Origin of the sequence: Enterobacter cloacae complex sp.6700776 (assembly GCF_048284255.1) — a bacterium.
GTDB classification, from domain to species: domain Bacteria; phylum Pseudomonadota; class Gammaproteobacteria; order Enterobacterales; family Enterobacteriaceae; genus Enterobacter; species Enterobacter intestinihominis.
On the sequence record NZ_JBLVYK010000007.1, the window covers coordinates 209676 to 221510 of the forward strand.

The following is an 11835-nucleotide window of genomic DNA, read 5'->3' on the forward strand; positions in this document are numbered from 1 at the left end:
GCCTCTCAGTGCGGCTGCCGGGGGCTTCCCGATCGATATTCGGCACTTAAGCCGTTAAATTTTTTATTTCTTCGCCAGTTCCTGGTTAATCATCCAGAGCTCCCGGCGTTCTTCGCTGCTTAAGCCATGGGTGCGCTCGCGAGCTATCAACTCTTCCTGGCGCAACTCAAGCATCGAATCAAACATATGGTTGAGTGAGTCGGTGAACGTTTTTTCTGCGATATCCTTATCTGCTATATCGTCCCACATCGACAGTTTTTCAAGGGTAGCGGCCTCTTTTGTGCCGCGATAATGCTCTAAAAGTTGTCCGGTGGTCAGACCTGGCTGAGACAAACAAGTGTTGACCAATTCTGAAAATAAGCCAAGTCCGGGCAATTTTTCGTGGTTCAAACCCGCCAGTGACGGCACTTGCGGAGCAAGTTCGGGGTTTTGCACCAGCAACCCTATCAGTATACGCATGGTTGTGCGTTTTAGCTGAGGCGCGGGGCGTACCGTGCCGTTTTCAGCCTGTTTAGGCATTAAACGTTCAAGCTGGCTGTCATCCAGAATGCCGAGCTTGTTGCCTAACTCCTGACGCAGATAGATGCGCAGCGTTTCGCCGGGCACCTGGCTGATTAACGGCAGCGCCAGCGTGCTGAGCTGCGCGCGCCCGTCAGGGGTACTCAAATCAACCTGCGGCATCAGGCTGTTAAACAGAAACGTGGAGAGCGGCTGTGCCTGCTCCATCCGCGCTTCAAATGCCGCTTTGCCCTCTTTACGCACCAGCGTATCCGGGTCTTCACCGTCGGGCAGGAACATAAAGCGTAGCTGACGCCCGTCGGTCATATACGGCAACGCGGTTTCCAGCGCTCGCCAGGCGGCGTCGCGTCCTGCGCGGTCACCGTCGTAACAGCAAATCACGTTGTTGGTGACGCGGAACAGCAACTGGATATGGTCCGCCGTGGTGGACGTTCCCAGCGACGCAACGGCATAGTTAATGTCGTACTGCGCCAGCGCAACAACATCCATATAGCCTTCGACGACCAGAAGACGCGGAGGTTCCGCATTATCCTGCTGTGCCTCATAAAGACCGTAAAGCTGGCGGCCCTTATGGAAAATATCGGTTTCCGGGGAGTTAAGGTATTTCGGCAGGGCATCACCCAGCACGCGACCACCAAAGCCTATCACCCGGCCACGCTTGTCGCGGATCGGGAACATCACCCGTTCACGGAAGCGGTCGTAGCTTCGTCCCTGGTCGTTGGTGACCAGCATGCCTGCGTCGATGAGGGATTTACGATCTTCGCTATTGCCGCCAAAACGCTTTAACACGTTGTCCCAGCCGGGCGGGGCGTAACCAATAGCGAAACGCGCAATCACATCGTCGCTCAGTCCGCGCTTGTTCAGATACTGACGCGCAGGCTCAGCCGCAGAGTGCTTAAGAGACTGTTGGTAAAACGAATTCAGGCCATCCATCAACTGATATAGCGTTTGCCGCTGATGGCGCTCGATCTGACTTGGCCCACTGCCTGCTTCATACGGCACTTCAAGGTTATGCATCGCCGCCAGCTCTTCGACGGTTTCAACGAACTCGAGCTTATCGTAGTTCATCAAAAAATCGACGGCATTACCGTGTGCGCCACAGCCGAAGCAATGGTAGAACTGCTTTTCACCGTTTACGGTGAAAGAGGGGGTTTTTTCGTTATGGAACGGACAGCACGCATGGTAGTTCTTGCCCTGCTTTTTTAGCTTCACCCGCGCGTCGATGAGATCGACGATGTCGGTTCTGGCAAGCAGGTCATTGATGAAAACGCGTGGGATTCTTCCGGCCATATGCCCCAAAAATTTAAGCGACTTATAAACGAAAACAAGCCGCGCATTCCTTCCGGAAGCACGGCCTTACGACTACAACTCTGTCTGTCAATTGAGGGCTGTGGCCCTCAACAGATTAGTACAGACGAGTACGGCGTGCGTTTTCGCGAGCCAGTTTCTTCGCGTGACGTTTCACAGCGGAAGCTTTAGCGCGCTTACGTTCGGTCGTTGGTTTTTCATAAAACTCACGACGACGAACTTCAGCCAGAACACCTGCTTTCTCGCATGAACGTTTGAAGCGACGCAGTGCTACGTCGAACGGCTCGTTTTCACGTACTTTAATTACCGGCATGTAACTCTCACCTTTAATAAATTCGGTTTGCCGCTGGCATCAACGCCAGCTTATTTCAAAATGGTGCGGAATTTTACTGCAAATGCTGCTGCTTTGTAAAGCACCGATGCGATTTTGAAAGGGACTTTTATAAGGGGGAAGAGTATACACGAGGCTTCTTCCTGGGGCGAACAAAGTTTTACATCAACCCGCCCAGGCTCTACACTGCGCGGTATTGAAACGAGGTAAAACAAGTCATGCGTGTACTGGGTATTGAAACATCCTGCGATGAAACCGGCATCGCGATTTACGACGACGAAAAAGGGCTTCTGGCCAACCAACTGTATAGTCAGGTGAAATTGCACGCTGACTACGGCGGCGTCGTGCCTGAACTGGCCTCTCGTGACCACGTGCGTAAAACGGTTCCCCTGATTCAGGCGGCACTGAAAGAGGCCGGGTTAAGTGCAAAAGATATTGATGCCGTGGCCTATACTGCAGGACCGGGCCTGGTTGGCGCGCTGCTGGTCGGCGCAACGGTAGGGCGTTCGCTGGCCTTCGCGTGGGACGTTCCGGCCATTCCGGTTCACCATATGGAAGGACATCTTCTGGCTCCGATGCTGGAAGCCAATCCGCCAGCGTTCCCGTTTGTGGCGCTGCTGGTCTCCGGCGGTCATACGCAGCTGATTAGCGTAACGGGCATTGGCAAGTATGAGCTGCTGGGCGAATCGATCGACGACGCGGCCGGTGAAGCCTTCGACAAAACTGCCAAGCTGCTGGGCCTGGATTATCCTGGCGGCCCGATGTTGTCGAAAATGGCCGCGCAGGGAACGGAAGGGCGCTTTGTCTTCCCGCGTCCGATGACCGATCGTCCGGGGCTGGATTTTAGTTTCTCCGGTCTGAAAACCTTCGCGGCGAACACCATTCGCAATAACGACGACAGCGAGCAGACGCGTGCCGACATCGCCCGCGCGTTCGAAGATGCGGTGGTGGATACGCTGATGATCAAGTGCAAGCGTGCGCTGGATCAGACGGGCTTTAAGCGCCTGGTGATGGCCGGTGGCGTGAGCGCCAACCGTACGCTGCGCGCGAAGCTTGCCGAAATGATGCAAAAGCGTCGTGGGGAAGTGTTCTACGCGCGTCCGGAATTTTGTACCGATAACGGGGCGATGATCGCCTACGCCGGGATGGTGCGCCTGAACGCTGGCGCCACGGCTGACCTGAGCGTGTCCGTGCGTCCGCGCTGGCCGCTGGCGGAGCTGCCTGAGGCGTAAGTCTTTTGCCCGGTGGCGCTGCGCTTACCGGGTCTGCAAAAATCGTAGGCCGGGTCAGGCGAAGCCGCCACCCGGCAATAAACCGCACTACATCCGCAGCATCCCTTTCTCTTCCAGAAACGCAATGATCGTCGCCAGCCCGTCACCCGCCTTCAGGTTGGTAAAGGTCCACGGACGCTCGCCGCGCATGCGATTAGTGTCGCGCTCCATTACCTCCAGGGACGCCCCCACGTACGGCGCGAGGTCGGTTTTATTGATCACCAGAAAATCGGATTTGGTGATCCCCGGCCCGCCTTTGCGCGGGATTTTTTCCCCCTCGGCCACGTCGATCACGTAGATGGTGAGGTCCGCCAGCTCCGGGCTGAAGGTCGCGCTCAGGTTATCCCCGCCGCTTTCGACGAAGATCAGATCCAGATTGCCGAACTTCTCGCTCAAGGCTTCCACCGCTGCCAGGTTCATTGAGGCATCTTCGCGGATGGCGGTGTGCGGACAGCCGCCCGTTTCCACCCCTACGATGCGCTCTGGCTCAAGCGCACCCGCCTCGGTCAGGATGCGCTGATCCTCTTTGGTGTAGATATCGTTAGTCACCACCGCAAGATGATAGGTGTCGCGCATCGCCTTGCAGAGCGCTTCCAGCAGGGCGGTTTTGCCCGACCCTACCGGGCCGCCCACGCCAACGCGCAGGGGATGTTTGTAATCAGCCATATTGACTCCTCAGGAACGGAATAGTCGTGAATATTGGGTTTCGTGGCGCGCGGAGGCGATGGCGGACAGCGGCGTAGCTGCCCCCAGCGCGTCGTCGCCACGTAAAAATGCCTGTTCAAACCCGGCGGCAAAATGGTCGCTCAGGTCGATAATCAGCTGTTGTGCGGCCTGCTGCCCAAACGGCACCAGCTTGACGCCCGCCATCACCGCGCTCTCAATCCAGCTGTAGCCGAGGCTCAGCGCCAGCTCGCGCGCGCTAATGCCCCAGCGCACGCCGAGCCACGCCATACCGCCGAGCTGGCTCTGCATCAACAGCGGCATCCATTCTGGCGGGCAGGCGGGTTCCCAGCTTTTAACCAGGCGCGTAAAGGCTGCGCCGCGGTTGCGTTCTTCCTCGCGCAGTTCGCGCGTTTCCCGACAGGCGAGGAGGTATGCCGTCCAGCGTTTTGCTGTCGCGACCTCCTGCTTCTCGCAGGCATGATACAGGCGGATAAACAGCGGCAGGTCGACGCAGAAAAAGCTCTGCTCCATCTGCTGGATCTGCCAGCGCCTGAAGGCCTCAGCGTCCGTGATCCACCCGGCCTCGACAGCCCACTCCAGCCCCTGTGACCAGGTAAACGAACCGACCGGCAGGCTACTGCTGGAGAGCTGCATCAGGCGCAGCCGCTGGCGGGCGTGCTCCATCAGCTCATCAACGCCAGCAGGGCAGAGACGATCAGCCCGCCGCCGAAGGTTTTACGCAGGCCGTCGTGACGGCGCAGCAGCAGCCCTGCCGCGAAGCTGGCGCACAGCACCGTGGCACTGGCTAACATAAATCCGCTGGTAAAGAGCCAGAAGCTGTGGCCGGACATCTCCACGCCGTGCGCCCAGCCATGGAACATCGCCAGGGCTGGAACCGCCAGCAGCAGGCGATTTTCAGTCTTAAACATCATCACGCCGCAGACCGCCAGCGAGGCGATAATCAGCATCTCCATGCCGCTAAAGCCGCCGAGCAGGCTGCCCGCAACGGCGCCAGCAAGCATCATGCCGAGCGTTGCTAACGGCAGCAGCAGCTTGCGGCCGCTCAGGGCGGACAGCACGCCAGCCCCCGTCAGCATCAGCAGGTGATCCAGCCCGGTCAGCGGATGGAGAAAACCTGCCTGAAAGCTGTCGGTTCCGTGCCCGGGATGGGCAAGCGCCGGAACGGAAAAGGCCAGCAGAAACAGCGGTAAATACTTACGCATGATGAGTCCTTAATGTGAATGAGCGTGGGAGTGGCCATGGCTGTGGGCATCGCTGGTGTAAGCGCCCGCTTCCGGTTCAAAGGGCAGGCTGGCGAAGGTCACCTCCAGCCCGAACTGACGTAGCATGTCGTCGAGAACGTGATCGTGGTGGTAGCGCAGTTCGCCGGGCATGATTTGCAGCGGTACGTGGCGGTTGCCCAGGTGATAACAGGCGCGGGCGAGCAGGAAAGGGTCGGCGCAGCGCACCACGGAAACCGACTCCGGGGCGGCGATCACTTCGATCACTTCGCTGCCGTCGTCGGTAGTCAGCAGGTCGCCCCCGCGCAGCAACAGGCCGCGCGGCAGCATTAGCCCGGCTTCGCGACCGTCGTTCAGCGCCACGCGGGCGCGGCTTTTCACCCGCACGTCAATCGGCAGCGTGACGCTGGCGGTAATCGGGTGCGCGTGGTCCAGGCGTTGGGTTAAATAAATCATCATCACTCCTCAAAACAGAAAATAGCGTTGCGCCATCGGCAAAACTTCTGCCGGTTCGCTGGTGATCAATTCGCCGTCGACGCGAACCTCATAGGTTTGCGAGTCAACGGTGATATTCGGCTGTAAATCGTTGTGGATCATGTCGGCCTTTTTCACCGTCCGGCAGCCTTTCACCACCGCAGTGGCGCTTTGCAATCCGAGCCGCTGCGGAATGCCGCTGGCATCAGCGGCCTGCGAGACAAACGTCAGCCGCGTGGCGTGGCGTGCGGCACCAAGTGCACCAAACATCGGGCGGTAATGCACCGGCTGCGGCGTGGGGATCGAGGCGTTGATGTCGCCCATCGGCGCGCAGGCGATCATCCCGCCTTTGACGATGGTGGCCGGTTTGACGCCAAAGAAAGCGGGGGACCAGACCACCAGATCCGCCAGCTTGCCCGCCTCAATAGAACCGACCTCATGGGCGATGCCGTGGGTAAGAGCCGGATTAATGGTGTATTTGGCGACATAGCGCTTCACGCGGAAGTTGTCGTTCTCGCCTGTCTCTTCCGGCAGTGCGCCGCGCTGCACCTTCATGCGGTGCGCCACCTGCCAGGTGCGGATAATCACTTCCCCCACGCGGCCCATGGCCTGTGAATCTGACGAGGTGAGCGAGAACGCGCCGATATCGTGCAGCACGTCTTCGGCGGCGATGGTTTCCCGACGAATACGGGATTCCGCAAACGCCACGTCCTCGGCGATATCCGGGTCGAGATGGTGACAGACCATCAGCATGTCCAGGTGCTCGTCGATGGTATTCACCGTGTAGGGCAGTGTCGGGTTGGTGGAGGAGGGCAAAATATTCGGGTGCGCGCAGGCGGTGATGATATCCGGCGCATGGCCGCCGCCCGCCCCTTCGGTGTGGAAGGTGTGGATGGTGCGCCCGGCGATGGCGGCCAGCGTGTCTTCGACAAAACCGGACTCGTTCAGCGTGTCGCTGTGCAGCGCCACCTGAATATCCATCTCTTCAGCGACCTCCAGCGAGCAGTTGATTGCCGCAGGCGTCGCGCCCCAGTCTTCGTGGATCTTAAGCCCGATGGCGCCAGCCGCGATCTGCTCGCGCAGCGCGTCCGGGTTTGAACCGTTCCCTTTGCCCAGCAGGCCAATATTCACCGGCAGCGTATCGGCGGCCTGCAACATGCGGGCGATATACCACGGCCCCGGCGTGCAGGTGGTGGCGTTTGTACCTGCCGCAGGGCCGGTGCCGCCGCCGATCATGGTGGTGACGCCAGAGACCAGCGCCTCTTCCGCCTGCTGCGGACAGATCCAGTGGATGTGGGTGTCGATCCCGCCAGCGGTGACGATCTTCCCTTCTGCGGCGATCACCTCCGTTGCCGCGCCAATCGGGATCGTCACGCCGGGCTGAATGTCCGGGTTTCCGGCTTTGCCGACGGCGAAGATCCGCCCATCTTTTATGCCGATATCCGCTTTCACAATCCCCCAGTGATCGACAATCAGCGCGTTGGTGAGCACCAGATCCACGCAGTCGTCGGCGGTCATCTGCCCCTGTCCCATGCCGTCGCGGATCACTTTTCCGCCGCCGAATTTAACCTCTTCGCCGTAGATCGTGAGATCGTCCTCCACTTCGATCCACAGCTCGCTGTCGGCCAGCCGCACTTTATCCCCGGTAGTGGGGCCGAACATATCGGCATACGCCTGGCGTGAAATCTCAGTCATGTTTCACCTCGCCCATGACCTCGCCGCGAAAACCAAAAATGCGCTGCGCGCCCGTCACCTGCACCAGCGCCACTTCCCGCTTCTGGCCGGGTTCGAAGCGCACGGCAGTGCCGGCCGGGATGTTGAGTCGGTAGCCTCGGGTGGCTTCGCGATCGAATTTCAACGCCGGGTTGACCTCGTAAAAGTGGTAATGCGAGCCGACCTGGATCGGCCTGTCGCCGTGGTTTTCCACGATCACACTTCGGGTTTCGCGCCCGACGTTGAGCGCAATGTTGCCGGACTGGATCCGGTATTCGCCAGGGATCATCACGCGCTCCTTACACGATCGGATTGTGGACGGTGACGAGCTTGGATCCGTCCGGGAAGGTGGCTTCCACCTGGATATCCGGGATCATCTCCGGCACGCCCTCCATCACCTGATCGCGCGTCAGGACGTGGCGGCCGGCTTCCATCAGCGAGGCGACGGTTTCGCCATCGCGCGCGCCTTCCATAATAAAGGCGCTGATCAGCGCGACCGATTCCGGGTAGTTGAGCTTTACCCCGCGCGCGAGGCGGCGTTCGGCAACCAGCGCGGCGGTGAACAGCAACAGCTTGTCTTTTTCTCTGGGAGTCAGTTCCATAGCGTTTCTCTTATGTCTGCCAGATACGCGGCGAACAGGCGGTTTTGGGGGTTAAAAGCGGGCGAAGCGACTGCCAGATATCGCGCATCACCCGCTGGCAAATGAGGTTGTCGTGGGAGAGAAAACGCACCGACAGCAGGTCGTCGGTGAGCGTCGCCCCGCCAAAGTTTTCCAGCGGGGCGAGCCGCTCGCGCACTGTATCAAGATGAGCTTCCCGGGCCGGGTAGAACAGCAGCGTGCCGACCCACGAATGGCCTGCGGCGGGCGACAGATCGCCATCGTTAAGATGCAGTCGCTCAATCAAACGCGGCTCGCCATCCACCCACACCTCAAGGCGGCTCTCCAGCGTGCCGTGGCTGAAGGTTTCGTTTATCACCGGACGGCCCAGACAGTACAGCTCCCACGCCAGCAGCGTGCTGGTGGCCTTAAGATGGAAGACGGAACGCAGCGCGGCGTTAGCGCCGGGGAAAATTATGGTGTCCTGCGGCAGCCACTCCAGCGTGGCCTCTTCGTCGAGGTAAAATTGCTGATTCAGACAGGCCAGCGGGCCGCTGCTGCGATAGAACTTGCTGGCGCCGGGCATGGTGATGAGGGCATGGCTTTTGGCGTCGAGCCGCACGGAAATATCCAGCGTATCCCCGCCCACAATCCCGCCTGGTGGATGCAGCAGGTAAAGATGGCAGGTCTCGCCTTCAGGGTAAAACGGGCGCTGAACGGTGAGCGGCCCGGTGTGACGCGCGGAATGGAGGAGGGTTTTCTCAGGGGTATAACAAAACTGGAGGGCAAGCGTGGCCTGCCAGCCTTTGTATGAATTATCAGTGACCTGAGTTGCTAACATGGTGCTTCCATTTCCACACTATCGGGGTACGTTTCAGTATGCCCTGGCGGAAATGAAGGCTGTCATATGAGTCGCTTATGGATAAAAAACCGGCTCATGTGAGCCGGTTTCAGTAATGTAGGCCGGGTAAGCGCAGCGTCACCCGGCAAGAAAGGCTAGCGATAATCCTCTGCATCCACATCATACCCCGACGGCTCCCAGCGGATCGCCAGCAGCGATACCAGGCCGATAAACGGCGCCAGCGCAATCACCCAGAACACGGCGGTATCCAGCGACGCGACCAGTAGCGGGAACAGAAACAGTGACAGCGTTGAACTACTGCGCATCAGCGTCTGGTTAAGCCCCACGCCCACGCCGCGCAGCGAGGTCGGGTAGCTCAAGGAGGCAAACGTCATGGTATGCGCACCCGGACCAAAACCCTGGCCAAACAGGAACAGCGCCAGCATCGCGACGGCGACCACGCCTTCCGTGGCCCCGTCAGGGCGGCCAATCAGCGCCAGACCGAGCAGCGCCACCAGCTGGCAGGCGTAACCCGCCAGTGACATCCGCCACGCGCCGAAGCGCGGAACATAGCGCACTGCCAGCAGCCCGCCGACAAACGCAAACAGCAGGTTAAGCGCCAGCGAGATCAGAATGGTGGTCAGCATCGACTGCACAAAGAAGCTGGAGATGATCACCGGCAGGCCAAAGGCTACGGCGTTATAGGCGAACGAGGAGACAACCGACAGCAGCGTGGCGAGCGTGGTACGCCGCAGATAGATACCGCGGAACAGATTCAGGTAGTTCGACCATTTTGCCTTATTGACCACCGGCGCGGGCTGGTCAAGCACATCCTGTGGCACGTGGGCATTAATGTTGTACGACTGCCGCAGGATGGACGCCGCCTCTTTCAGATTGCCCTGATTCGCCGCCCAGACCGGGGATTCGCTCATATAGCGGCTGCGGATGGCGATAATCACCAGCGCGGGCACCGCGCCAAAGCCAAGGATCAGACGCCAGAGCCAGTCGCTATGGCTTTCCGGCAGCACGGCGTAAAAGAAGAGCACCAGAAGATAAGAGATGCTGATGGCCGCGTACCAGGTGGGGCACCACATTGCGACGCTGGAGGCTTTATTCCCCGGGCCTTTCAGCCTGGCGAACTCGCTGAGAAACGCCATCGCGACGGGAAGGTCGATCCCAACGCCAAGACCCATCACAAAGCGCGCGCCCGCCAGCACATATTCGTTCGGGGCCAGCGCACAGGCGATAGCGGCAACGACAAAGAACACCATGTCGGCCATAAAGACGCGGTAGCGCCCGATTTTATCCGTAAGATAGCCGCCGAGCAGCGCCCCGACAATCGCACCAAAGGTAATCGCCGAGGCCACCATGCCGGTACCGGCGGGCGTCAGGTTAAATTCGCGGGTGATGTCTTTGATGCCGAATGCCAGCGCGCCGAGATCGTAGGCATCGAGGAAAATTCCCCCGAGCGCGATACCGACCACGATGCGGGCATTGGCCCGGCCCTGAGAGCCGTCATTAACGAGACGTGAAACGTCCGATGCGCTGCGCACCCACTTGATGTCGCCATCCGGGGTGCTTCCTGCCGTTGAAAGGGGAGTTGTATCTGTGATTTCTGCCATTTTCTTTTTGTGTGGTTGTGTTGTGTCTCTAACAGTTACCACAGGCAGAAGGTGACAAAAATCACATTTGGTTATAAGGCATAACGAACGGTTTACTGAGCGTCTTTCTTTTTACGCCTGAGCTTCGTCCAGATCTTGGTTTCCTTACGCCGCCACAGGCGCTGAATGTTGTCGTGGTGGCGCAACAGGATCAGACACGAGAGCATCGACACCGGGAAGGTAAACTGCGGTTTAAACCACCAGACATAAAACGGGGCGATCAGTGCGCTGACGATGGCGCCCAGCGACGAATAACCGCTCAGCAGGATGGTCAGCAGCCAGGTGCCCGCCATCACGCCGGTGAGATCCCAGCCGATCGGCGCAATCGCGCCAAACGCGGTTGCAACGCCTTTACCGCCTTTAAAACCAAAGAAAACGGGCCAGATATGGCCGACGCAGGCGGCGATAGCAATCAGCCCCAGCCAGAAGGGTGTGACGCCCAGCGCATACGCACCCCAGACGGGGAGCATTCCTTTCAGAACATCAAAAATCAAAACCGCTACGGCTGCTCCCTTGCCGCCAATTCGTAGTACATTGGTCGCCCCCGGATTCCCGGAACCACTTTCACGCGGGTCAGGCAACCCGGCGATGCGGCAGACCAGAATGGCGCTGGAGATTGAGCCGCAAAGGTAGGCGAGGATAATCATTCCAGGCGCGATTGCACTCATAACGCTGTTCCGTTTTGAAAATGTATCTGTATTCTCAGCATCTGTGGATAATACGCATAATTCGCCGGAAGTGGTATCCGGTTTAGCCAAAAAGCAGGCAGGTCGTGATGGATATTGTATTTATAGAGCAACTTTCGGTAATCACCACAATTGGTGTTTACGACTGGGAACAGACCATCGAGCAGAAACTGGTGTTCGATATCGAAATGGGCTGGGATAACCGCAAGTCAGCAAAAAGCGATGATGTGAATGACTGTCTGAGCTACGCCGACATCAGTGAAGCGGTCATCGGCCACGTGGAAGGGCAACGATTTGCGCTGGTGGAACGCGTGGCGGAAGAGGTAGCGGACCTGCTACTGAGCAAATTTAACTCCCCGTGGGTGCGCATCAAACTAAGCAAGCCGGGCGCGGTGGCGCGCGCCGCCAATGTGGGCGTGATTATCGAGCGTGGCACAAATCTGAAAGGAAAGATTTAACGTCATAATTGCTAAACCATTTTAGGTTATATCGGTCTTAAAGCTGTATCTTTCACGGTTGTCCGCG

The 11835-nt window shown here is 58.8% G+C and carries 14 protein-coding genes; 2 read left to right on the top strand and 12 right to left on the bottom strand.

The window, feature by feature from the left end; translation table 11 throughout:
• Positions 1 to 63: 63 nt before the first annotated feature.
• Both dnaG and rpsU read right to left on the bottom strand, forming a co-directional pair.
• Positions 64 to 1809, bottom strand: coding sequence for a DNA primase (gene dnaG, locus ACNQ0T_RS13505; protein ID WP_003862574.1), 1746 nt, complete (start codon positions 1807 to 1809; stop codon positions 64 to 66).
• Between the two features lie 115 nt (positions 1810 to 1924).
• Positions 1925 to 2140, bottom strand: a complete 216-nt coding sequence (gene rpsU, locus ACNQ0T_RS13510; RefSeq protein ID WP_001144069.1) for a 30S ribosomal protein S21 — start codon at positions 2138 to 2140, stop codon at positions 1925 to 1927.
• A gap of 236 nt (positions 2141 to 2376) precedes the next feature.
• On the opposite strand from rpsU, the gene tsaD reads away from it, so the two are divergent.
• On the top strand, positions 2377 to 3390 hold the full coding sequence (gene tsaD, locus ACNQ0T_RS13515) for a tRNA (adenosine(37)-N6)-threonylcarbamoyltransferase complex transferase subunit TsaD (protein ID WP_022649449.1): 1014 nt from the start codon (positions 2377 to 2379) through the stop codon (positions 3388 to 3390).
• A gap of 87 nt (positions 3391 to 3477) precedes the next feature.
• Here tsaD and ureG read toward each other — a convergent pair whose 3' ends face one another.
• From ureG to plsY, 10 genes are all read right to left on the bottom strand, one after another.
• Complete coding sequence (gene ureG / locus ACNQ0T_RS13520) at positions 3478 to 4095, bottom strand: urease accessory protein UreG (protein WP_023298635.1); 618 nt, start codon at positions 4093 to 4095, stop codon at positions 3478 to 3480.
• A gap of 9 nt (positions 4096 to 4104) precedes the next feature.
• On the bottom strand, positions 4105 to 4779 hold the full coding sequence (locus ACNQ0T_RS13525) for an urease accessory protein UreF (RefSeq protein WP_417930134.1): 675 nt from the start codon (positions 4777 to 4779) through the stop codon (positions 4105 to 4107).
• The gene (locus ACNQ0T_RS13530) at positions 4779 to 5318 is read right to left on the bottom strand and encodes a HupE/UreJ family protein (protein ID WP_003862561.1); all 540 of its coding nucleotides are present in this window, start codon (positions 5316 to 5318) and stop codon (positions 4779 to 4781) included. Before ACNQ0T_RS13530 ends, ACNQ0T_RS13525 begins: the two co-directional genes overlap by 1 nt.
• Before the next feature lie 9 nt (positions 5319 to 5327).
• Positions 5328 to 5792 (bottom strand): urease accessory protein UreE, encoded by a 465-nt coding sequence (gene ureE / locus ACNQ0T_RS13535; RefSeq protein WP_023306979.1) that lies wholly within the window; start codon positions 5790 to 5792, stop codon positions 5328 to 5330.
• Positions 5793 to 5801: 9 nt separating this feature from the next.
• A complete protein-coding gene (gene ureC / locus ACNQ0T_RS13540; RefSeq protein WP_045308002.1) occupies positions 5802 to 7505 on the bottom strand; it encodes an urease subunit alpha in 1704 nt (567 codons plus the stop codon).
• Entirely contained in the window at positions 7498 to 7812 is a 315-nt protein-coding gene (locus ACNQ0T_RS13545) for an urease subunit beta (RefSeq protein WP_045308001.1), read from the bottom strand. The genes ureC and ACNQ0T_RS13545 overlap by 8 nt, the downstream gene beginning before the upstream one ends.
• A gap of 10 nt (positions 7813 to 7822) precedes the next feature.
• Entirely contained in the window at positions 7823 to 8125 is a 303-nt protein-coding gene (locus ACNQ0T_RS13550) for an urease subunit gamma (protein ID WP_003862556.1), read from the bottom strand.
• 10 nt (positions 8126 to 8135) lie between these two features.
• On the bottom strand, positions 8136 to 8963 hold the full coding sequence (locus ACNQ0T_RS13555; protein ID WP_058646838.1) for an urease accessory protein UreD: 828 nt from the start codon (positions 8961 to 8963) through the stop codon (positions 8136 to 8138).
• Between the two features lie 155 nt (positions 8964 to 9118).
• A complete protein-coding gene (locus tag ACNQ0T_RS13560; RefSeq protein WP_417930135.1) occupies positions 9119 to 10585 on the bottom strand; it encodes an MFS transporter in 1467 nt (488 codons plus the stop codon).
• A 92-nt stretch (positions 10586 to 10677) separates the two neighbouring features.
• Positions 10678 to 11292 carry a glycerol-3-phosphate 1-O-acyltransferase PlsY gene (gene plsY / locus ACNQ0T_RS13565; protein ID WP_017384031.1) on the bottom strand — a complete coding sequence of 205 codons (615 nt, stop codon included), beginning with the start codon at positions 11290 to 11292 and terminating at the stop codon, positions 10678 to 10680.
• Between the two features lie 107 nt (positions 11293 to 11399).
• On the opposite strand from plsY, the gene folB reads away from it, so the two are divergent.
• Entirely contained in the window at positions 11400 to 11768 is a 369-nt protein-coding gene (gene folB / locus ACNQ0T_RS13570; protein WP_063149085.1) for a bifunctional dihydroneopterin aldolase/7,8-dihydroneopterin epimerase, read from the top strand.
• Positions 11769 to 11835 lie beyond the last annotated feature (67 nt).